This window comes from Chloroflexaceae bacterium (genome assembly GCA_025057155.1).
Taxonomy (GTDB): domain Bacteria; phylum Chloroflexota; class Chloroflexia; order Chloroflexales; family Chloroflexaceae; genus JACAEO01.
Genome location: JANWYD010000004.1, coordinates 56159 through 78351, shown reverse-complemented (window position 1 = coordinate 78351; position 22193 = coordinate 56159). Strand labels below are relative to the sequence as shown.

14 protein-coding genes, 1 pseudogene and 1 CRISPR repeat array (1 of these 16 cut by a window edge) are annotated in these 22193 nt (G+C 66.1%); of the genes and pseudogenes, 6 read left to right on the top strand and 9 right to left on the bottom strand.

All coding sequences use genetic code 11. From position 1 onward, the window contains the following. The first annotated feature begins 151 nt into the window (after nt 1–151). The 3 genes from cysS (at nt 152) to NZU74_04275 (ending at nt 4718) form a co-directional block, all read left to right on the top strand. The gene (gene cysS / locus NZU74_04285) at nt 152–1567 is read left to right on the top strand and encodes a cysteine--tRNA ligase (protein MCS6880529.1); all 1416 of its coding nucleotides are present in this window, start codon (nt 152–154) and stop codon (nt 1565–1567) included. Further along, nucleotides 1552–2541 carry a 50S ribosomal protein L11 methyltransferase gene (locus tag NZU74_04280; GenBank protein MCS6880528.1) on the top strand — a complete coding sequence of 330 codons (990 nt, stop codon included), beginning with the start codon at nt 1552–1554 and terminating at the stop codon, nt 2539–2541. Before cysS ends, NZU74_04280 begins: the two co-directional genes overlap by 16 nt. 761 nt (nt 2542–3302) lie before the next feature. Further along, the gene (locus NZU74_04275) at nt 3303–4718 is read left to right on the top strand and encodes a DUF1080 domain-containing protein (protein MCS6880527.1); all 1416 of its coding nucleotides are present in this window, start codon (nt 3303–3305) and stop codon (nt 4716–4718) included. 5 nt (nt 4719–4723) lie between these two features. On the opposite strand, the gene dnaE is transcribed toward NZU74_04275, so the two are convergent. From dnaE to NZU74_04260, 3 genes are all read right to left on the bottom strand, one after another. Next, complete coding sequence (dnaE, locus tag NZU74_04270; protein MCS6880526.1) at nt 4724–8494, bottom strand: DNA polymerase III subunit alpha; 3771 nt, start codon at nt 8492–8494, stop codon at nt 4724–4726. A 497-nt stretch (nt 8495–8991) separates the two neighbouring features. Next, nucleotides 8992–10242: an ABC transporter permease gene (locus NZU74_04265; GenBank protein MCS6880525.1), complete on the bottom strand. Its 1251-nt coding sequence runs from the start codon at nt 10240–10242 to the stop codon at nt 8992–8994. Nucleotides 10243–10413: 171 nt separating this feature from the next. Beyond that, the gene (locus NZU74_04260; GenBank protein ID MCS6880524.1) at nt 10414–11622 is read right to left on the bottom strand and encodes a hypothetical protein; all 1209 of its coding nucleotides are present in this window, start codon (nt 11620–11622) and stop codon (nt 10414–10416) included. A 721-nt stretch (nt 11623–12343) separates the two neighbouring features. Between NZU74_04260 and sppA the strand changes: the two genes are divergently transcribed. Further along, nucleotides 12344–14071 (top strand): signal peptide peptidase SppA, encoded by a 1728-nt coding sequence (sppA, locus tag NZU74_04255; protein MCS6880523.1) that lies wholly within the window; start codon nt 12344–12346, stop codon nt 14069–14071. Between the two features lie 204 nt (nt 14072–14275). On the opposite strand, the gene NZU74_04250 is transcribed toward sppA, so the two are convergent. The 6 genes from NZU74_04250 to carA form a co-directional block, all read right to left on the bottom strand. After that, nucleotides 14276–15730: an MFS transporter gene (locus tag NZU74_04250; protein ID MCS6880522.1), complete on the bottom strand. Its 1455-nt coding sequence runs from the start codon at nt 15728–15730 to the stop codon at nt 14276–14278. 117 nt (nt 15731–15847) lie between these two features. Beyond that, a complete protein-coding gene (locus NZU74_04245; protein ID MCS6880521.1) occupies nt 15848–16006 on the bottom strand; it encodes a Flp family type IVb pilin in 159 nt (52 codons plus the stop codon). A gap of 90 nt (nt 16007–16096) precedes the next feature. Then, nucleotides 16097–16255, bottom strand: coding sequence for a Flp family type IVb pilin (locus NZU74_04240; protein ID MCS6880520.1), 159 nt, complete (start codon nt 16253–16255; stop codon nt 16097–16099). Between the two features lie 283 nt (nt 16256–16538). Then, the gene (locus NZU74_04235; protein ID MCS6880519.1) at nt 16539–16880 is read right to left on the bottom strand and encodes a hypothetical protein; all 342 of its coding nucleotides are present in this window, start codon (nt 16878–16880) and stop codon (nt 16539–16541) included. Nucleotides 16881–17008: 128 nt separating this feature from the next. Continuing rightward, nucleotides 17009–17860, bottom strand: a complete 852-nt coding sequence (locus tag NZU74_04230) for a DNA methyltransferase (protein MCS6880518.1) — start codon at nt 17858–17860, stop codon at nt 17009–17011. A 92-nt stretch (nt 17861–17952) separates the two neighbouring features. Continuing rightward, on the bottom strand, nt 17953–19071 hold the full coding sequence (carA, locus tag NZU74_04225; GenBank protein ID MCS6880517.1) for a glutamine-hydrolyzing carbamoyl-phosphate synthase small subunit: 1119 nt from the start codon (nt 19069–19071) through the stop codon (nt 17953–17955). 192 nt (nt 19072–19263) lie between these two features. On the opposite strand from carA, the gene NZU74_04220 reads away from it, so the two are divergent. Together NZU74_04220 and NZU74_04215 are read left to right on the top strand one after the other, a co-directional pair. Continuing rightward, nucleotides 19264–20385 carry a glycosyltransferase gene (locus NZU74_04220; protein MCS6880516.1) on the top strand — a complete coding sequence of 374 codons (1122 nt, stop codon included), beginning with the start codon at nt 19264–19266 and terminating at the stop codon, nt 20383–20385. A 180-nt stretch (nt 20386–20565) separates the two neighbouring features. After that, nucleotides 20566–22044: pseudogene (locus tag NZU74_04215) on the top strand (amidase). Nucleotides 22045–22147: 103 nt separating this feature from the next. Further along, nucleotides 22148–22193: a CRISPR direct-repeat array (repeat unit 29 nt; unit sequence GACTCGCCCCCGCGGGAGAGGGAACAGAG); it runs 166 nt beyond the window's last position.

Here is a 22193-nt window from a genome sequence, read left to right as displayed (position 1 = left end):
TATCGTTGCGGGTCAATCGTTTCGAGAAACGCTGTAGCGCCGGTCTGAACAACCAGATTACCGGATTGCTTTCCGGTCAGGAACCGCCCTGCTCGCATCTCCCTCCGGGAGTTAGCGAGATCAAATCCGCAATCCAAAATCCACAATCGCCATGCCTATCACCATCTACAACACGCTCACCCGCACCACCGAGCCGTTTGAGACGCTGGAACCCGGCGTGGTGCGCATGTATGTCTGCGGCGTGACGCCCTATGACGAGGCCCATATCGGCCATGCCATGTCGGCGGTGGTCTTTGATGTGATCCGGCGTTACCTGGAGTTCCGTGGCTACACCGTGCGGCATATCGTCAATTTTACCGATGTTGACGATAAGGTCATCGCCCGCGCCGCGCAACTGGGCCGCGATCCCCTGGAACTCTCCTCCGAACTGGCCGAGGAGTTCCTGGCGCAGCTTCGGGAGTTGAACGTCCTGCCCGCCACCGCCTACCCTCGCGTCACGCGCACCATCCCTGAAATTATCGCCTTTATCCAGGGGCTGATTGAGCGGGGGCACGCCTACGTCGCCGATGGCGATGTCTATTTCCGAGTCTCCAGCGACCCCGACTACGGCAAGCTCTCCGGGCGCTCGCTCGAGGACATGCTCGCCGGCACGCGCTTTGAGGTGGACCCGCGCAAGGAATCCCCTGCCGACTTTGCCCTCTGGAAGGCTGCCCGGCCCGGCGAGCCGGCCTGGGACAGTCCCTGGGGCCCCGGTCGTCCGGGCTGGCACATCGAGTGCTCGGCGATGAGCATGCAGCACCTCGGCGAGCAGATTGACATTCACGGCGGCGGCACGGACCTGATCTTCCCCCATCATGAGAATGAGATCGCCCAGAGCGAGTGTCTGACCGGGAAGCCATTCGCCCGCTACTGGGTGCATAATGGTATGCTGCAACTGGTCAACCCCGAGACGCGGCAGGTCGAGAAGATGTCGAAGTCGCTCGGCAACGTGGTGACGGTGGCGAGCTTCCTTGAACGCTACGATGCCGATGTCTTCCGGCTGATTGTGCTGAGCAGCTCCTACCGCAGCCCTCTCACCTACAACGAGGAGGTTGCCGCCGACAACGTGCGTAAGCTCGAACGGCTGCTCACCGGCTTGCAGCCGCCCACCGGCGCTCTCACCGAGGGGCCGCCCGTCGCCGCGCTGGCCGATGCCGTCGCCATGGCCCGCGCCCACTTCGTTGAGGCGATGGACGCCGATTTCAACACTGCCAGCGCGCTGGCGGCGCTGTTCGACCTGGTGCGGGCGATCAACAGCGCCCGCGACGCCGGTGTCGGCGGCGCGCCCTTCGTCGCCGCTCAGAACGACCTGCGCGAACTGGCCGGCGTCCTCGGGCTGCGCCTCAGCCCGCGCCCCAGGCAGAAGCTCCAGGACGTGGCGCCCTTTATTGACCTGCTGGTGGAGGTGCGGAGCGAGTTGCGCAAGGCCCGGCAGTTCGCCCTGGCCGACCTGGTGCGCAGCCGCCTGGCCGATCTTGGCGTTACGCTCGAAGATGGCCCCCAGGGTACGCGCTGGAAACTGTCATGAACTGGCTCGAACTCTCGGTTGAAGTTGACAGCGAGGCGGTCGAGGCGGTCTCTGAGGTACTGGCCCGCTACGGCTACAACGGCGGCGTGGTGGTGGAACCGGCATGGACGCCGGGGGACGAGGGACCGGAGTTTCGCTACGACGCCGCGCGCCCAAGCGTGCTGCGCACCTACGTGCCCCTGGACGAGCGGGCCGAGGATACCCGGCAGCGCGTTGAGCAGGCCCTCTGGCACCTCGGCCAGATGCGTTCCGTTGGCCCCCTCCGGACGCGCGCCCTGCAGGAGGAGGACTGGGCCAACGCCTGGAAGCAGCACTATACCGTGCTGCGGGTCGGCGAGCGGATCGTCATTGTACCGTCCTGGCTCGAGCATCACCCCGCCCCCGACGATGTTGTGCTGCGCCTCGACCCGGGGATGGCCTTCGGCACCGGGCTGCATCCCACCACGCAGCTCTGCCTGCGGCTGCTGGAGCGCTATGTGCGCCCTGGCCAGCACGTGCTCGACCTGGGGACGGGCAGCGGTATTCTGGCCATCGCCGCCGCCCGCCTGGGCGCCGACGCGGTGCTGGCCCTCGACAACGACCCGGTGGCTGTCGCCGTGGCTGCCGAGAACGTCGCCCGCAACGGGGTGGGCGAGCGGGTGACGGTGGCCGAGGGCAGCCTGGGGGCCGGTACGCGCCTGGGCCACTGGCTGAGCGGCGACTTCGGCCCGCCTGAAGCCCCGGCCCCGAGTGCCGCCGCGCCCGGACCGGGGCCGTTCGACCTCATCGTCGCCAATCTGATCGCCAGGGCGCTGGCGCTCCTCGCTGCCGATCTGGCCGCGGCCCTGGCGCCCGGTGCGGCGCTGATCAGCAGCGGCATTCTCGACGCCCGCGAAGCCGAGGTCAGGGCCGCTTTCGACGCCGCCGGTCTGCGCCTGGTCGAGCGCCACGCCGAGGGCGAATGGGTGGCCCTGGTGCATACACTGATGGCTTGACGCTCTGCGCAACCCCTTCGGTACATGCCGTATCCCCTCACATGCGGCATGCAGACCACAGTGCCGGGCTTCGCCATATTTCAACATGCTTGCGCCTCTAAAAAACCATGCACGTGATGAGAACTGTGCCCTCCCTGAGCCCTCTACAGCCGCAACAGGCAAGGGGCGCAGTAGAGTAGCTATGGCATCCGCCCGGATAGGATGTTGGGGAGAGATAGAGCATCCCAGACATACCCTCTTCGATCAGGAAAAAAAGATCTATTTACAACTACTGGCCTAAGATTGCCCTGGCCTGATAAAGAGCGATACTCAGTACGGACTGTAGGGGGGCATCCTGGGCTATATTGCTGTGATTGCGGGTGGAGTATTGAACGTCAGGGATGTGCAGAACGTGCGATTTGCGTCCGTGGGCGATGGGAGTTTGCCTCCCAGTGACGCCAGTTCCCCAACTAGCGGCGCTCGACACACATCTGGCGTCGTCCTATCGACGTGCTCGACGTTCAACCAACGCCTGTTCGTCCAGAACCGGCACGTAGATGAAGCTCGTCGGACATGTTCCAGGTGCGGCAGGATAGGGTTGCTATACGCTACCCACCGCTACCTGGAGCGCTTCCATAGCATCGCATCCCCGCGTTCTTCTCTTCAATGACGTTGCATCAGCCCTGATTCACCGGGTAGATCGGCGACATCCGGATTCTATACGCGGTATACTACATAGTATTCGCTACCTGTGCGCATAGACCTTCCCCGGGGAGAATGCCATGTCTGATCCGGAGACTCGTCTTCCTCCGCCGGCCGACACCCTGCCTCCTGTGCCCCCTGCCGAGAACGTCCGGGCGCCCCATCCTCCGGCTGCGCCAGACGATGCGCCGCGCGGTCGGCGCCGGTTGCTTATCTTGCTGGCCGCGGCCCTTGGCGCCTTCGTCATCGTTGCCAGCATCGGCCTGCTCCTGGTCGTCCTGACCAACCCGGTGCTGCGGGGCCGCCTGGCCTCGCTCACCGCCGGTCAGGTCGGCCCGCCCCCGGAGGGTCCGAACAAGTTCATCGCTGTTCCTGACGGACCCGTGACAATCACCGATGACTTCAGCCAGCTTTCCAACCGCTGGGAGCGCTCGCAGACCCGGATCAACGGCGGCGCCTATGAACTGACGCTCGAACTGCCTCACTTTGACTCCTATGGTCTCTACCTGGGTGTGCCCGATGTGCGCGACTTCGACATGGCCGTGGACGTGCTGCCGGTCAGCGGCGATCTGACCTCCGAATTCGGCATTCGTTTCCGCCAGGCCGCCCCCGATGACCACCTGCTCTTCTCGATCAGCCCCTCGGGCTACTTCCGGCTGGCCCAGGTGCGCGATGAGACCTACACCTCCCTCGTGCCCTGGACCCCCGACCCGCGCATTCGCAGGGGCCTGGGGGTGAGCAACCGGCTGCGGGTGGTCGCCGAGGGAGCGACGATCCGCGGCTTCATCAACGGCGAGCAGGTGCTGGAGTACACCGATGAACGCCAGCAGGCGGGCCAGCTTACCCTGGGGCTGGTGACCTTCGAGCAGGGCGATCTGACGGTGCGTTTCGACAACATCGAGGGCGCGGTGGCGCCGGTTGTTGACGCGCCCCGCAACGAATGGCTCGATCTGCGCGAGGATTTCAGCGACCCGGAACGCGCCCAGTGGAGCGTAGGCGGCGCTACCATCGTGCAGGAGGCCTATGAGGTCTTCGTGGGCGGCCGGGTGGTGTCGTGGCAGCAACCCCTGCCAGTCGGCGCCTCGCGGGTGGAGGGCGACTTCGTGCTGGAAGTGGACGCCACGATGGTGGAGGGCGAGGGCGGCGGCAGCGGCTATGGCGTCATGTTCGGCGACGACGCCGCCTTCAACTTCTTCGCCCTGATTATCTTCCCTGAAGGCGGCTTCATGTTCTACCGAAATGGCGCCGACGGCGGTCTGATCATCCCTCCCGCGCCGGCGCCTGCGGTGCGCGCCGGTCTCAATGCCACCAATCGCATCAAGGTCGAGGTGCGCGACCGGCGGCTGGCGCTCAGCGTCAACGATGACATACTGGCCGAACTGGAGTTTACCGACGCGGTCAGTCTGGACGGCCGCGCCGGTCTGGTCATCCAGGGGGCGGACACCTCGGGGGTGCGCGCGCGCTTCGACAATTTCCGCCTGGAGGAACTGCCCTGAGCCTGCTATCCCTCGACCATCACCCGTTCCGGCCCCAGCACCTGCCTCAGGGCCTCGAGCAAGGCCGGGGACACGGCGATCCGGTGCTGTGATTCGAGGACCACCGTACCCACGCCGTTGGGCAGGTAGAATCTTACCTGGTCGGGACCGCTGCTCTCGCGGAGCACGCTGTACACGTCCTGCATGCGCCGCACGTCGCCATCATGATCGCCGGTGCGGGGCAGACGGATGCGCAGCGTGCGCCCGGCGACCGGCGGATGGCCGGCAGTGTCGTGGCGATGGCCATTGCCGCTCATCATGCGTCCTCCTGCGTAATCGTGGCCGTGGGCGTTGAGCCTCACCTGGCGCCGGGCGCGTGCGGGCGGCGGCGCCGCGGGCGGAGGAGCGACAGGCGGCGGCGTGTCTGGCGGCATCGCCGGTTCCATCATCGCCGGCAGCGACTCCGGCGCCTCGCCAGGACCCTCCAGGTCCATCTCGTTTGGCGCCATGGCCGGGTCCGCTTCCGGCGTGGCCGAAGGGGTGACCATCTCGACCGTTTCGACCACCAACTGGGTGGTGTCGCGGCGCTTATCCACTCGCGCAGTGACCTTGACCGCGGCGTCATCGCGCAGCAGATCGCCGTACTTCGCCAGCGTTTTGGGGAAGGCGACCAGCTCGATCGTGCCCGTAAGATCCTCAAGATTGGCGACCAGCATCGCTTCGCCCTTTTTGGTGCTGATGCGCCGGACGCCGCTGAGCACCCCGATGAAGGTCATGAGCGTGTTGAGGTGCTCCTCGGCAATATCGCCCAGATTGCTCACCCCGGTGCGATCCAGCCCCTCAAGCGCCCGGGCGACCGGGTTGGCGGAGATGGTCAGGCCGAGCAGTTCCTTCTCCCAGAGCAACTCTTCCTTCGCATCGGCGGGGGTGGCGGAAATGGAAGGCATCGGGATGCGCGGCACGCGCAGGTTAGGGGCCCCGCTGCTCTGCTCGCCGAAGACATCGAACAGGGTGCTCTGGCCGATCTCGCGGGCCTTCTGGGCCTCAGCGCCGGCATTGACCGCCTGGTCGAGGATGGCCAGCTTCTGACGCCGCGAGCCGGGGAGCGAGTCGAGGGCGCCGGCCTTGATCAGGCTCTCCAGCAGCCGCTTGTTGAGCACGTGGCGATCCACCCGCGCGCAGAGATCTTCAAGCGACTGGAAGGGGCCATTGGCCTCGCGTTCGGCGATGATCGCCTCGACCGGGCCTTCGCCCACGTTCTTGATCGCCGCCAGGCCAAAGCGAATGCCGCGCCGGTAGGCCACTCCAGGCGGCAGGGGCTGGTTGGGGTCCAGCGGCTCGATGGTGAAGCCCTTGTGGGAGCGATTGACATCGGGGCCGAGCACGGCCACACCAAGGCGGCGCGCCTCGAGGGCGGCCTTGGTCACATCCTCGAGCACGCCGCCCGCGCCGGTAAGCACAGCGGCCATGTACTCCACCGGGTAATTCACCTTCAGCCAGCAGGTCTGATAACTGAGCAAGCCATAGAGGGTGGCGTGGGGGCGGTTGAAGGAATAGCCGGCAAAGGGCAGGATCAGTTCCCACAACTGGTCGGCGATCTCCCGACTGATGCCCTGCTTCAGGCACCCCGCCTTGAAGATCGCCTCGTGCTCGGCCATCAGGGCCTTGTTCTTCTTGCTGATGGCCTTGATGACGATATACGCCTGGCCCAGGGTGTAATCGGCCACCGTCTGGAGCAACTGCATAATCTGCTCCTGGTAGACGATCACCCCGTAGGTGTCTTCGAGGATGGGCTCGAGGATGGGATGCAGGTAGCGGATCTGTTCGGGATGGTGCTTGTTGTGGATATAGACCGGGATCTGCTCCAGCGGGCCGGGGCGATAGAGCGCCACCATGGCGTAGAGATCCTCGACGCGGGTCGGTTTCAACTGCATCAGGTAGCGAGTCATGCCCGGCGACTCCAACTGGAAGACGTTGCGGGTTTCGCCGCGGCTGAGACTCTCGAAGACCTTCGGATCATCGGTGGGAATATCATCGAGCCACATATGCCGCCCGGTAGTCTGCTCAATATACTTGAGGGCCTCGGCCACCACCGAGAGGTTAGTGAGACCAAGGATATCCATCTTGAGCAGGCCCATTTTGGCCAGGGTCGGGCCTTCGTAGGCGGCCATCAGGGCGTTTTCGTCCTTAGTGGTGCGCTGGAGGGGCACGATCTCTTCCAGGGGCGTGCGGCTGACCACCACCCCGCAGGCGTGGGTGCCCACCGAGCGCATACGCCCCTCGACCCGCTGCGCGGCGTCAATCAACTCGCGGAGCTCCGGCTGGGTCTCATAGATCTGCTTCAACTCCGGCACCCGCTCCATAGCCTGAGCGATGGTGATCCCGACCGGCAGGGGCGGGATCAGTCTGGCGACCCGGTCCACCTCACTGAGCGGCAGATCGAGCACGCGGCCCATGTCGCGGATGGCCGCCTTGGCCCCCAGGGTGCCGTAGGTGATAATCTGGGCCACATTCTCGCGCCCGTACTTCTGGGTCAGATAATCGAGGATCTCCTGGCGGCGCGAGTCGGCGAAGTCGGTGTCAATATCGGGCATCTCCAGGCGCTCGCGGGAGAGGAAGCGCTCGAAGAGCAGCTTGTTCTTCACCGGGTCCACATCGGTAATGCCCAGACAGTAGAGCACCAGCGAGGCCCCCGCCGAGCCGCGGGGCAGGCAGGGGATGCCCCGCGAGCGGGCGTATTTCACGTAGTCCCAGACGATCAGCATGTAGTCAGGGAAGCCGGTGGCGTTAATCACGTCCAGCTCATCGCGGAGGCGAGCGACGTAGTGCGCGGGCGGGTTGCCGTTGAAGCGGCGCATCAAGCCTTCCTCGCACACCTGGCGGAGATAGGAGGCGGCGTCGTGTCCTTCGGGCAGGTCGAACTGCGGCAACTGCACGCGCCCGAACTCCAGCTTCAGGTTGCACATCTCGGCGATGCGGCGGGTATTCTCCAGCGGCGCCGTCCCGTAGCGCTTGAACTTCGCCCACATCTCCTCGCCGGACATAATGTGGTAGCTCTCGTCCATGGCATAGTCTTTGGCGCAGAACTCCCGGTAGGTGAGGTTCATGCCCATCGCCATGACCATGTTCTGGGTAACGCGATCCTCCGGGCGCACGAAGTGGGTGTCGTTCGTCACCACCATCGGGATGCCCAGTTCGCGGCTCATGCGCACCAGTTCCTCGTTAATGGCCTCGAGTTCGGGCGCATTGTCGTGGAGTTGCAATTCGAGGTAATAATGCTCCGGCCCCAGCAGATCGCGGAAATAGGCCGCCGTCCGGCGCGCCTCGTCGGCCTGATGGGCCTGGATCTGGCTGATCACCTCGCCGGCGATGCACGAGGAGGTGACGATCAACCCCTCGTGGTACTGTTCGAGCAGGGCGCGATCAATGCGCGGGCGGGCGAAGACCCCCTTGCCCATGCCATCGAGGTGGGCGCGGGTAGTGAGACGGACCAGGTTGCGATAGCCGGTCTCGTTTTTGGCCAGCAAGAGGAGGTGGTAGTAATTCTTCCCGCCACGGACGGCGGGGTCGCTGCGCGATCCGGGGGCGAGATAGGCTTCCATGCCGATGATCGGCTTGATGCCGGCCTTCTTCGCCGCCTCGTAGAACTCCATCGCGCCGTACATCACGCCATGATCGGTGAGTGCGATGCTATCCATGCCCAGCTCGGCCGCGCGGGAGGCAATCGCCGCCGTGGAGGCGTAGCCGTCGAGCAGGCTGTACTCTGAATGGACGTGCAGGTGGACAAAGTCCTTCATGGGACCTTACACTCCCCGCCCCGCCAGGGGGTGCTTCTAAAAAGCGTTTACAGTTAAAAGAGGTTGAAGATGTTCTGGAGATAGGTAAAACGAATGTTTTCCACAATGCGCTGTCAGAATATCCGCATTGCAATCGCATGAATAAACATAATGAACGGCGCGAACAAGTATTCGACACGCAGTTTCCATTATAGCACAGGGCCGGCATGCGTAAAGAGTGTAAAAGGTGAAAAGCAGGTTGCGGTCTGGTTCGTGTCTCGCGGCGGGACGAGGGGCGGCTACACTGCTCTGGAGGGGGCATGCAATTACCTGCATACCGGGGAGGAGCAACTCCAACCTCCCTGCCCGTCCGGGCGGGCAGGGCGACCGGCCGGTCACCCCTGCCGTTGCCCGGCGACGCCCGACGCTCCGCTGGCGCCAGTCCCGTCGCCGCACGCGGCATCCGGACGCGCTCCTGCGGAACAGCACATCCGGCAATCCAAAATCCAAAATCGACATTACTCGTACCGCAGCGCCACCAGGGGATCAAGGCGCGCGGCGCGGGCAGCGGGATAGAGGCCGGCCACGACGCCCACCAGGGCCGCGAAGGCCAGCGCGGCCAGGGCCAGCCACCAGGGAGTGACGAAGAAGGCGCCTTCGAGCGGCAGGCGCTCGCGGGCGATGTACCAGTTGATCACCTTGTTGAGCAGCATACCGATCAGCCAGCCGCCGATGATGCCGATCATCCCGCCGATCAGCCCGATCAGCCCGGCCTCGATCATAAAGATGCCCCGGATGTCGCCGCGCGAGGCGCCGATCGCTTTCAACGTGCCGATCTCGCGAGTCCGCTCGTAGATGGCCATGATCATGGTGTTGACGATGCCCAGGCTGGCCACGAACAGCGCCAGCCCGCCCACCGAGGCCAGCATGACGTTGATGACCGCGAAGACGCGATTGGCCTGTTGCAGGATGAGTTCGAGCGATTGCACCCGGAAGCCCTCGCTCCGCAGGGCGCGCACCAGTTCGGCGGCCGCCGCCACGTCGCTGGCTCGAATGACCGCTTCGTCGTAGCCGTAGCGTTCCAGATAGTCGGGGGTGTTGAACCACCAGGCTTTCATCGCCGCCATATCCGCCGCGCTCGCCTGCACCTCTCTGTCGGCACTATCGTTCACGCCTGCGACGGTGAGCGGGAAGCGTTCGGTTTCGCCCCGCGGGCTGCGCAGCACAATCGCCACCTTACGTCCCAGGAGTTCCTCGGGGCGCGCGCCGGGCGGCAAGGCTCCCGCGGCCAGCACCACCTGCCCGGCCGCTTCAAGCGGGCCAGGCGCGCCAGCCAGGATCGCCGGCGGGGCGCGGAAGGGGTTGGCGATCACATCCAGGCCGGTGACCCGCACGGGCCATGTCCCGCCTTCCGGGAACTCCAGCAGCGTCGTTGTCTGGTCCAGGCTTATCCGCGTCGTCACTTCGCGCACGCCGGGCAGTTGCTCCCACCGGGCCACCACCTCCGGCGTGATCGGCCGGGCGGGCATCGGAGGGCCGAACTGGGTGAAGAAGTCCTGCTCCTGCTGCTGGCCAGGGCGCACAAAGACGTTCTCCAGCCCCAGGGCCGCGAACTGCTCGCGGATCTCGCGCTGCACCCCCACGCCCAGCGACACCATGGTGACGATCGTCAGAATGCCCACGACGACCCCGGTCGAGGTCAGCGCCGTGCGCACCTTGCGCCGGCCCAGGTTCTCCAGGGCGGTCTGAAGCATATCCTGAAGGGTCATGACCTTCTTGCCTCCCTGTGTCGGCGCACCTCCACCCAACGGGATTCTTCCGGGAAGCGCGCGCTCTCCCGGACCCTCCTGCCTGCAGCAGCGGCGGTGCGGGGAAATCAGGTTTCCCCGCGCCCCGGCAAACGGCGAGGGCTGCGCCTGTCTGCGTTTATCTCGGAAGATCTAGAACCCCACCTCGACGATAGTACGCGCGGTGCGATCCTGAAAGAAGCCCACCCCGTCCTGGATCAGGCCGACGTAGAAGCCCATTCTGGTCTCGCGCTGCAGTACGCGCACCCGCCCGACGATGGTAATCTCTTCGCCGGGCATGAAGAAATCTTCGACCCCCGGCACGCTCCATTGTTCGGGGGGCCTGGCGCTGAGGGCCCAGCGGAAGGGATAGCGTTTGGCCCCGCCGCCGCTGTTGGCGTCCCAGTCCATGCCCAGGCGCCAGAAACCGCCGGCCTGGGCGGCGTAGCGCCCGCCCTCGACCGAGGAGAAAACCTCATCGGTGGTGTACTCGAAGCCGCTGGGCGGGCCGTAGGTGCGGATGGGCACGGCGCCGGTGTTCCGCACGCGCACGGTGACGGTGATTACTTCGCCGAGCATGACGCGCTGCGGAGCGATATACGCTGAAACGATTCGCGCCTCGGGCTGGCCTACGTTCGCCAGTTCGATCGATCCCTGGCGTTGCACCTGGTTGCCGAAGCGATCCGCGGCGCGCACGGTGTAGGTATAGACCCCTGCCGGCAGCAGCGAGCCATCAGGGCGTTTGCCGTTCCAGACGTGGTGCTGTTCGTAGGGTCCTTCGTCTTCGCGTGTCACCACGGGGATGATCTCGCCGTCGGGAGCGATCACCTCGATGTCCACCGTAGCGCTTACGGGCAGCCGGTAGGTGAACTCGGCGACGTCGTCAATCGCGTCGGCATTGGGTGAGATGACAGGCGGCGCGACGGTGAGGTTCTCGATGTCGGGCAGGGGGGTCTCGTCACCGGTGATGGTGAGCGGAAGACGGCGCTCGTCGCGCTGCCCGGCGTCGGTCTGAGCGGCCACGACGATGGTGTAGGCGCCGGGTGGCAGCAGGCGGCGCACCAGCACCGGGTCGCCGGTGGGCGCCGTGCCGTCGAAGCGCAGCACGTAAGGCTCGCGGCTAGCCACGCGCGGCTGGGAGCGCCGCAGGTCGTAGCGCGCGCCGCTAGCATCAAGAACGTAGATGTCCACCGTGGCGTCGCGGCCTACAGTGTAGGCGATAGTGAGCGGCGCGCCGGCCTCGGCGGGATCGAAAACGTCGGCGCTGAGGGTGACGTCTCCGAGCAGCGGTCTGCTGCCGCAGCCGGTGAGCAGCAGGGCGATTGCCAGAAGCGTGATCAGAACACCTGCGGTTCGAGTCATATCTATCGTGCAGCGCACCCGGAGGGTGGCGCGCTATTTCCCCGTCTGGAGGGGCGCGGTGAGGACAGCCCTCCGCACTTACGCAAAGGGTGATACGAAAGAGTGCGCAGCGAAATTATATCCTGGTTGCATCAGAGCTTGCGCCAGAGCCATGGGCCAGCCCCACATCCCGGTTTTTTTGAGGTTTTGGCGTCGCAGCCACGCCAAAACCTCAAAAGAACCATATGGGCGGCGTAGCCGCCTCACACTGCGCAGTGGGAGACGGTCTCGGCATAAGCCCTGTAGTGGCGTTCGGTGCAGCCTCGTAAAAGTCTACCATACAACTGGACGCGCCATCCGGCGCGTGGAATGAGGAACAGTGAAGCCGCGTCGGCTCCGAGCGAGCCTGGTATAATGCCTGAGGCGATTTTGGATTGTGGATTTTGGATTTTAGATTGCCTCATATGGCTGCGCATCATTGTATTCAACGGCCACTGATAGATAACAGGCGGTTGGCTGTCTTCACCCTCCCCCGCCTCGCTGCGCTCGGCGCCCCCTCCCGCTCCACTTGCAGCGGATCGGGAGAAGGTCGGGGAAGGGTGAGGAGCCGCCCCCCGGGCAGAGCAAGCGCGGGTCAATCAGATTTGCCCGCACTCCTGCCCGCCGGCGGGACCTGGGAGGGCCGAGCCCTCCCAGAAATATTTTCGTTCCGCCCTGCTGCTGCGCACGCTGCGAATGGTCTATGGCAACACTCACGTATCTGCTAACTGCTCTCTGGCGGAAGAGCGTGAATCTCTGGCGCCGGCTGCGGCGTCGCCGCACTGACTGGGTGCGCATGGAGGTAAGCGGCGCCCTGCCCGAACTGACCGAGCCGCTCGTCTGGTGGCAGGGGCGCCTGGGCGGGGTCGCCTCGCCTCTCAGCCTGCAGATCCTGCGGCGGCGCTTCGAGCGTCTGGCCGACGATCCGCATATTCGCGGCGTGGTGCTGGTCATCCGCGATCTCAGCGCGGGATGGGCCGCCATTCAGGGTCTCCACGAGATCCTCCGCGTCTACCGCGACGCCGGCAAGCGCGTGGTGGCCTATCTGCCCTCCGCCGATACGCGCGCCTATTTCGCAGCCTGTTGCGCCGACAGGGTGGTAATGCCGCCCACGGCCTATCTCAACCTGACCGGCCTGCGAGTCGAGGTGACCTTCTTTGGCGACGCTCTCCGTCTGGCCGGGCTGGAGGCCGAGGTCATCGCCGTGTCGCCCTACAAGAGCGGCGGCGACCAGTTGGCCCGCGCCTCGCTTTCGCCGGAGGCCCGCGAGCAGCTCGAACGGCTCGTTGACGACCGCTTCACGATGCTCGTCGAGACCATCGCCGCTGCGCGCGGTCTCAGCACCGACCAGGTTCGCGCCTTGATTGATCGCGCCCCCTTCCGCGCCGATGCCGCCCGCGAAGCCGGTTTGCTCGATGCGACGTGCTACGAAGACGAGCTGGAAGCATACCTGCGGGGCCTCGACCACCCGGACGCTGCGGAGACCACGACACCCGCCGGAGGCGACGATGGGCTGGCGTTGATTGACTGGCTGCAGGCCGACCGCTGGCTGCCCCTGCCCCCAGCCCGTCGCGAGCGCCGCTTTGTAGGGGTGATCCCCGTCATCGGGGCCATCGCCACCGGGCCGAGCCGGCGCTCGCCCCTGCCGCTGCCGATTATCGGCGGCAACCTCGCCGGCAGCGACACCATCGCCCAGGCCCTGCGTCGCGCCGAGCGCGACCGGCGCATCGCCGCCATCGTGATGCATATCGACTCCCCCGGCGGCGACTCGTTCGCCTCCGACCTGATCTGGCGCGAGGCCCTGCGCCTCAGCCGGCTCAAGCCGCTCGTGGTCAGCATGGGTGACGTGGCGGCTTCGGGAGGCTACTACATCGCTGCTCCGGCGCGGGCGATCATGGCTCGCCCGGCCACCCTTACCGGCAGCATCGGCGTCCTCGCTGTGCGCGTGAATGGCGCCGCCTTGCTTGAACGGGCGCGCATCGGCGTGGGAGTGATCAGCCGGGGAGCCAATAGCGGCCTCTTTTCGCCCCTGCGCCCGCTGGAGGCCAACGAGCGCGACGCTCTCACCCGCACCGTGTTCGAGACCTACGCCATCTTCAAGGACCGCGTGCGCGAGGGGCGCGGCATCGAGGAGGAGCGCCTTGAGCCGATCGCTGGCGGGCGCGTCTGGACGGGGCGCGAGGCGGCCCTGTTCGGCCTGGTGGACGACCTGGGGGGTCTGCCCGCCGCAGTGGCCCGCGCCCGCGAACTGGCCGGCCTGCCCCCCGATCCGCGCCCCACCCTGCTGATGGTGCGCGGCGGGGGCCGGCGCGATCTGCTCCCACGCCCTTTTCCTCCCGCCGAAGCCCGGAGCTTCCTCCCTGCCCTGCTCGAAGAGGCCCTGCGCACCCGCGTGCTTGCCGCGCTGCCCTTCATCTTCCGCGAAGTCTGATCAGCGGGGAAGGGGGTCTCCCTGTCCCCCTGCCCGCCCTTGAACCCTGTAGCGCAACCCTCCAGGTTGGGCCTGGGAAGACTTCGCCCTACAGGAGGCAATCGCCAGCAATCTCAAATCCAGAATCGCATTATAGCGTTTCGCGAAACGATTGACCTGCAACACTGGCGGCGCGAGTGTAGCGAGCCACACGGCTCAGTGTCCTCAGTGGATCAAAACATCAGTGCTCTCATCCGCCCGGGCCGACAGCGCCTGCCGCGCCAGGGCCCGCCCGCCCGCCAGGGAGGGCGCAAGCGCCAGCAGCACCAGACCCGCCGCCACGCGCATCGCCAGATCGAAGCCTGCGGCCAGGGTCGCGGGCGGCGCGGCAGTGATCGGGCTGATCGGGCCGCCGTGGAGGGCGAACACGCGCGAAGCCCAGACCGCTCCGGCTATCGCCACGCCCGCCGTCTGGCCCAGATTGCGCATAATCGCCAGCAGGCTGCTGGCCACCCCCAGGGCTTCGGGCGGCGCGTTGCCCAGCACGGTGCTGTTATTGGGGCTCTGGAACAGACCCACCCCCACCCCGAGCGCGAGCAAGCACCCGATCAGATAGACCAGCGGCGTACCTACCCCGGCAAAACTCATCGCGATCAGACTGGCTGCCGCGATTAGCAGACCGGCCAGGGTGAGGACCTGCGGCCCGATACGGTCGGAGAGGCGCCCGCTGATCGGCGCGACCAGCGAAAGCGCCAGCGGCAGGCCCATCAGCGCCAGTCCAGTGGTCTGCAAATCGAGGTTGAGCACGAATTGCAGCAACAGGGGGGTCAGCAGCAGATTGAAGGACAGTCCGAGAAACAGCAAAAAGCTCGCCAGCAGGTTGAGGGAAAAGGCGGGCGCGCGAAACATGGTCGGCCTGATCATCGGCTGGGGGAAGCGCCACTCCCAGACCAGAAAGGCCGCCCCCGCCGCGCCAGAGAGCGCGAACAGCGCGGCGATGCGCGGATCGTTCCACCCCCAGACCGGCCCCTCGGTGAGTGCGAGGAGTAAGCCCAGCAGGGTGACCATCAACAGCAGCGCGCCCGCCACATCGAACACCTGCCCGCCCGCTGGCGCCCGGTCGGGAGCGATACTGCGCAACGTGAGCCACATCCCTGCCATACCCACAGGCACATTAACGAAAAAGATCGCTTCCCAGCCGACATAGCGCAGCAGTACGCCGCCGAGAGCCGGGCCAATCAGAATCCCCGCCGCCACAAACGAGCCGATCGCGCCCAGCGCCGTGCCCCGCTCGCGCGGTGGAAACGCCATAACCAGCAGGGCCGGCCCCACTGCCTGGATCATCGCCGCGCCCACCCCCTGTAGCACCCGAAAGCCGATCAACGCGCCGATAGTGGGGGCCAGCCCGCACAACGCCGATGCCAGGGTGAAGATCCCCAGACCAGCGTAGTACACCCGGCGTTTACCGAACATATCCCCCAGCCGGCCCATCAGCAGCAGCAAACATGAAATGGTCAGCAGGTAGGCCAGCATCACCCACTCGACCACGTTGAGATTAGCGTTGAACGCGGCAACGAGGGCGCCCAGAGCAATGTTGACAATCGAACCGTCTATCGTTGACAGCAACACGCCGCTGCCCACCGCCGCCAGCGCCCACCACTTGCGTGAATCGTCGTTCACCGGTGCTCCCTCGTCGTTGCAGGGCCAGATTGCCGTATTGTAGCACCGGCGCGTCCCAACGCGAAGCGCCCCGCCGAATGCTGGCGAGGCGCTTGGCATTGAGCCGAGGTGAAGAGGTTAGCGGCTGAGACCGCTGTTGATCTGCGAGAAGACGGTCGAGACCTGGCGGCCGAGCAGCGTCAGAACACCGATAACAACAATGGCGATCAGCACGAGAATGAGCGCGTACTCGACCAGACCCTGACCCTCTTCCTTGGCGAAGAAGCTGCGAAGCATTGGTTGTACTCCTGTGTGCTGGCTAGATTGCTGAGTAGAACGTTGAACCGACAGGCGTACATTAGTTGAACAGGTGTCGCGGATAGCGGACTAGCGGCTGAGACCGCTGTTGATCTGCGAGAAGACGGTCGAGACCTGGCGGCCGAGCAGCGTCAGAACACCGATAACAACAATGGCGATCAGCACGAGAATGAGCGCGTACTCGACCAGACCCTGACCCTCTTCCTTGGCGAAGAAGCTGCGAAGCATCGTTTCACCTCCCTTCAGGTACGAGTGTTGTTGGTAGAGGTTTTGCTCTACGCGTTGGCAGTATAGGTCGTACGATGCAATACGACAATAGTCAGAAGGTACTGTGCATGCGTGAGTACTAAATTTACCGATTCTGCTGCTTTAAAAGGACCTTTGGGGCGGTTGCGACCGTGAATAGTACCATGGTCCTGTAGCACAATCGGGAATCCTGGTTTGCTTATCTCCCCTGTAGAAACCACGGGCGCACAATCTTCCAGGTTGCGCGCGGGGCCTCACCCAAAGGTCACCGTCGCAGGGTCAAAATGTCTATCACATTCAACACGACGGTGACAATTGCCCCGAACGCCAGGGTAAGAGCAACGCTCCAGAGCAGCACACGGGCAGCGTAGCGGTTGCGGCGGCGGGCGAACCACCACCCGACGATCTGCGCCAGCAGCGGCAGCAGGCCGAAGCATAAGGGGGCGCCCAGTTCCAGCCAGCGGGGCGCGCCCCCTGCGGCAGCCATGATGCCGAACAGCCCGAAGGCGTTCACCATTACCAGCAGACTTAGCCCGGCCACAACGCAACCCAGCGGCCAGGCTGCATAGGTCTGCGGCGAACATGGCGGCGTGTCGGATGTAGCCACAGGGCGCTGTTCATCGGGCATGGAGCACCCTCAAACCGCGGAACTGGCGCTCGCTGGCCTTCCCCGCTGCGCAGGATGGTCCGGGAGAGCTGTGCCTGCTCGGAACGATCTTGATCTGGCGGCGTTTTTCACCCCCGCGGCATATAGCGAAAGATCAGAATAAACTGATGCACCTGATTGGCCACAAAGGCAAAGGGATAGCCAAACGGATACAGATTGAGGCTCTGGTCATGCCAGATGCGATACCCGCGGAACTCCAGTCCTGGCGTCTGGCTCAGTGAGACCACAATGTCGGCGTGCAGCATGTTGTGATGCTCGGCGGTTGGTTGCAGATCCTTGGCAAAGAGCACCAGGTGGCCGCCGGGCTTGAGCAGCGGGAGCGCGCCCTCCAGCACCCGGCGCAACTCGCGCAGGAACTCCCAGTAGTCCAGGTTCCCCAGATCGGCGGGGGAGGCGGTGAAGGGGGTCGGGGCGCTCGCGCCGCGCTTCTTGCGCTCGCCGGTCTTCTCGCGAGCCTGCATCGTCGCATAGGGCGGGTCGGTAAGGATCAGATCGAAGGGGCGCTCACGCGCCTGTTCCAGGCGCGCCACCTCCCGCGCATCGGCCACGAGGTAGGGCTGGGGGGCGATCCCGATGCGCTCGCAGACGGCCTGGTAGATCCCGGCGTACTCCGGTGAAAGGTCCACGCCCAGCGCCGTGCGGCCCTCCAGCGAGCAGGCGATCAATGTGCCGCCGACGCCAGCGAAGGGGTCGAGCACGTGGCCGCCGCGACGAGTGAAGAAACGCACCAGTTCGGCCAGCAGTTGCGGAGGCTTGGGCGAGGGATGGACGCGCCGCAACTCGTGGGCGTAACTCTCCGGCCCTCTGGTTGGATAGCGCGTGCTGATCACCGAGCGCAGCGCATAGGTCCACTCGCGACCGGTCAGATCATTCAGGCGGTTGCGCGGATCTACGCCAGGGGTGTTGGCAGGGTCGTTCATTGTGCGGGGCTTGTTCAGGGTGGGCGCGCCGGTGGTTGACACCCGCTGCGAAACCCTGTCCTACGCAACGGGCCACGTTGCGAAACCGGCTCCTACCGCCAGTTGGCCATAAGCGCCGTGAACTCGCGGAACAGGTAGGTCGCGTCGTGAGGGCCAGGGCCGGCTTCGGGATGGTACTGCACGCTGAAGCAGCCGAGGCCGGCGTGACGTAAACCCTCCACCGTCTGGTCGTTCAGATTGATGTGGGTCACCTCCACTTCCGGGGGGAGGGTGTCGGGGTCCACGGCGAAGCCATGGTTTTGCGAGGTGATCTCCACCCGGCCCGTCGGGAGATGGCGCACGGGGTGGTTGGCGCCGTGGTGGCCGAAGGGCAGCTTGTAGGTCCGCGCGCCGAGGGCCAGGCCCATCAACTGGTGGCCCAGGCAGATGCCAAACACCGGCACACGCCCCAGCAGGTCGCGCAGGGTCTCGAAGGCGTAGGTTGCGGCGGCGGGGTCGCCGGGGCCGTTAGAGTAGAAGATGCCGTCGGGCCGCAGCGCCAGGGCCTCGCTCGCCGGAGTGCCTGCCGGCACCACGGTCACCCGGCAGCCGTGGTCCACCAGTCGGCGCAGGATGGTGCGCTTGAGGCCAAAGTCATAGGCGACGACGTGATAGGTTAGCGGCGGCGTGCCGCCGGGGTACACCGGGCCGAAGGGAGCTGAGCCTTCGGCCCAGTGGTAGGGTTCTTCACAGGTGACCGCATGGGTCAGGTCGAGGCCCTCCATCGGCGGGGCCTGACGGGCCTTCGCCAGCAGCGTCTCTATCGGCTCGCCGGTGGTGGAGATGATGCCGCGCATGGCCCCGGCGGTGCGAATGTGCCGGGTGAGCGCCCGCGTGTCCACCTCGCTGATGGCGACGATGCGGTGCTCGCGCAACAACTGGGCCAGACTGCCGCGGGCGCGCCAGGAACTGAAGTTCTCGCTGTAGGAGCGCACGATGAAGCCGGCCACCTGGGGCCGGAGCGACTCGGGATCGAAATCGTTGACCCCGGTATTGCCGATGTGCGGCGCGGTCATGGTCACTAATTGCCCGCAGTACGAGGGATCGGTCAGGATCTCCTGGTACCCCGTCATGCCGGTATGGAAGACCACTTCGCCAATGCACTGGCCCGGCGCTCCGAATGAACGCCCCGGAAAGACCCGGCCATCCTCAAGCACAAGCACTGCGTCCATGTCTGTGTTTCTTGTAGGTGCAATCCTAAGGATTGCACTAGCTTGCCCGGCATCCTGCACCGGCTTTCATTGTATCACGCCGCGGCAGATATAATGCAGTTCCAGGCGACCTGTTCAACATTGGCACGACGCCTGTCCCGTCGAGATCTGACAGGCCCGATCCACAATCCGAAATCTAAAATCCGCGATCAAATGCGTCTGCTGTTGCTCTACAAAGACTATCCCCCGGTCATCGGGGGCATTGAGAACCACCTGCGACTCCTCGCCGAGGGTCTGGCGGCGCGGGGATACGCCGTTACGGTGCTGGTGAGCAGCGCCACGGGCCGCACCCGCGTGACGGAGGAGGGCGGCGTGCGCGTGATCCGGGCCGGTCGTCTGGCAACCCTGGCCTCGACCCCCCTCAGCCCGGCTCTGCCGCTGCTGCTGGCTCGCGCCCGGCCTGACCTGATCCACCTGCACCACCCTTTTCCCCCCGGCGACCTGGCGACCCTCATTGCCGCGCCGGGCGTGCCGCTGGTGGTGACCTACCACAGCGATATCGTGCGCCAGCGCCGTCTGGCGCGAACCCTGTCCCCGCTGTTTCGACAGACCCTGCGGCGAGCGGCGCGCATCGTGGCGAGCAGCCCGGCGTACATCCGCACCTCGCCGATGCTGGCGCCGCTGGCCTCCCGCTGTCGGGTGGCGCCCTTCGGGATGCCGCTGGAACGCTTCGCCACGGCCGACCCGGAACGAGTGGCGGCGCTGCGAGCGCGCTTTCCGGGGCCGCTGGTGCTTTTCGTCGGGCGGCTGCGCTACTACAAGGGCGCCGACCGACTGGTGCGGGCAATGGCCCACGTGCCGGCGCGAGCCGTCTTTGTCGGCGGCGACGCCTCGGTGCGCCGCGCCGATCTGGAGGCCCTTGCCGCTGCTCTGGGCCTTGCGGAGCGCGTCCACTTCGTCGGCGAACAATCCGAAGAGGCATTGCGCGCCTGGTACCATGCCGCTGATGTCTTCGCCCTGCCCGCCGTGGAGCGGAGCGAAGCCTTCGGCATGGCCCAGGTGGAAGCCCAGGCCGCCGGGTTGCCGGTGGTCACCACCGAGGTGGGCACTGGCACCAGCTTCGTGACGCTCCACGGGCGGACCGGCTTTGTGGTGCCGCCCGACGACGTGCCTGCGCTGGCGCGCGCGCTGCGCGTACTCATCGCCAACCCCGAGCTGGCGCGCGCCCTCGGCGCCGCGGGCCGCGCCCGCGCGCAACGTGAGTTCAGCCTGGAGCGCATGCTCGACCGCATGGAGGCCGTGTACGCCGAAGCGCTGGAGGATCCGGCGCGCTAGATAGCCGATAGCCGATAGGACGCCGCCTGAAATTTCATCGCGACGGGCGTCAAGCGCTAACCGGGATTGCGGCATACAGGGTACAATACCTTCCAGTAACCCGGTCTAGGATTTTGGATTTTGGATTTTGGATTGCGGTCAATGAGAATCCAAAATCCAAAATCGAGTAAGCGTAGCGCCATGACTGACCCCATCGACCGGCTGCGGGCCAACCTGCGCGCCGCGGCCATTCCCGCCGTCGAAGACGACCTGGCGGGCATTCAGGCCAGGGGCTTTTTGCAGCGGCTGGCGGATTTTGAGCGCATTGCCGCCAGCGTACCCGCCGAGACGTTGCCCGACCACCTGGACGCCGGCAGCCTTCCTGCGCCAACCGAGGAGGCCCCGGCGCTGGAGGCGCCTGCCGGCTCGACGCTACCGTCTGCCGAGACGCTGCTCGGCGCCGCTGCGGCGATCCGCGCGGGCGCCACCACGCCTACGGCGCTGGTCGAGGCGGCCCTGGCGCGGATCGCCGCCCTGGACAGCTCGCTGAACGCCTTTCAACTTGTCCTGGCCGAGCAGGCCCTGGCCGACGCCCGTCGCGCCGAGGCTGAACTGGCCGCAGGGCAGGATCGCGGCCCGCTCCATGGCCTCCCGGTGGCAGTGAAGGATCTGCTGGATATGGCCGGTTTGCCCACCACTGCCGGCTCGACGATCCTGGCCCACAACCTCGCCGCCGCCGACGCCACCGCAGTGGCGCGCCTGCGTGCCGCCGGCGCGATCATCATCGGCAAGACGCGCCTGGCTGAGTTCGCCTACTCGCCTGGTTCCAACAACGCCCACTACGGCTCCACCGCCAACCCCTTCGATCCCACGCGCGACTCGGGCGGCTCCAGCAGCGGCTCGGCGGTGGCGGTGGCCACCGGCATGGCCCTGGCCGCTCTGGGCACTGACACGGGCTGCTCGATCCGCATCCCTGCGGCCTTCTGCGGGCTGGTGGGCCTGAAACCCACCTGGGGCCGCACCAGTCTGGCCGGGACGATCCCCCTCTCCTGGTCGCTCGACCATCTCGGCCCGCTCACCCGCAGCGTCGCCGACGCCGCCGTGCTTCTGGCGCTGCTGGCCGGCCCTGATCCACGCGACGGGCGCACCCTGCGCCCGGCCCCGCCCTTCACTTCCGCAGGACCAGCGGCGGACGCGCGCGGGCTGCGAGTGGGATTGGTGGGAGATGACGGCTCGGGAAAGCCTCTCGCCGAAGAGGAGCAGTGCGCGGCGGCCCGACGCGGAGCCGCAATCCTGGCCGCAGCGGGCGCCGAGGTAATTGAACTCGACGTGCCCGAACTCGACCGGCTGCGGGTGCTCGGCACGGCCATTCTGGGGATGGAGGCGTCGGCCTTTCACCTGCCCTGGCTACGAACGCGCCTCGACGCCTATGGCGAGTTTCCGCGCCAGCGGCTGCTGGCCAACTTCGCGTATGCGCCAGGGGACTTTATCAGGGCGCAGCAGGGCCGGGCCGTCTTGCGCCGGGCGGTCAGCGAGCGGCTGTCCAGCCTGGATGTGCTCGTGCTGCCCATCCATCCGGGGCCGATACCGGCCCGTGGCGCGCCGGCCAACAATAGCCTGGCCATCCCCTTCAACTGCCTGGGGTGGCCGGCCCTCAGCCTGCCCGCCGGGCGGAGCGGCGACGGGCTGCCGCTCGCCGTGCAACTGGTGGCGCGCCCCTGGCAGGAAGCCACCCTGCTCCGCGCCGCCGCAGTGATCGAACGGGATCTCCAGGCTTCTGTGTGACTCGCCCCCGCGGGAGAGGGAACAGAGCGATCATCGCCCGGACC

Coding starts and splice junctions, on each gene's coding strand:
- NZU74_04245 (MCS6880521.1), bottom strand. CDS start 16,006: ATGCTTCGCAGCTTCTTCGCCAAGGAAGAGGGTCAGGGTCTGGTCGAG.
- NZU74_04265 (MCS6880525.1), bottom strand. CDS start 10,242: ATGACCCTTCAGGATATGCTTCAGACCGCCCTGGAGAACCTGGGCCGG.
- dnaE (MCS6880526.1), bottom strand. CDS start 8,494: ATGAAGGACTTTGTCCACCTGCACGTCCATTCAGAGTACAGCCTGCTC.
- carA (MCS6880517.1), bottom strand. CDS start 19,071: ATGGACGCAGTGCTTGTGCTTGAGGATGGCCGGGTCTTTCCGGGGCGT.
- NZU74_04260 (MCS6880524.1), bottom strand. CDS start 11,622: ATGACTCGAACCGCAGGTGTTCTGATCACGCTTCTGGCAATCGCCCTG.
- NZU74_04275 (MCS6880527.1), top strand. CDS start 3,303: ATGTCTGATCCGGAGACTCGTCTTCCTCCGCCGGCCGACACCCTGCCT.
- sppA (MCS6880523.1), top strand. CDS start 12,344: ATGGCAACACTCACGTATCTGCTAACTGCTCTCTGGCGGAAGAGCGTG.
- NZU74_04220 (MCS6880516.1), top strand. CDS start 19,264: ATGCGTCTGCTGTTGCTCTACAAAGACTATCCCCCGGTCATCGGGGGC.
- cysS (MCS6880529.1), top strand. CDS start 152: ATGCCTATCACCATCTACAACACGCTCACCCGCACCACCGAGCCGTTT.
- NZU74_04230 (MCS6880518.1), bottom strand. CDS start 17,860: ATGAACGACCCTGCCAACACCCCTGGCGTAGATCCGCGCAACCGCCTG.
- NZU74_04240 (MCS6880520.1), bottom strand. CDS start 16,255: ATGCTTCGCAGCTTCTTCGCCAAGGAAGAGGGTCAGGGTCTGGTCGAG.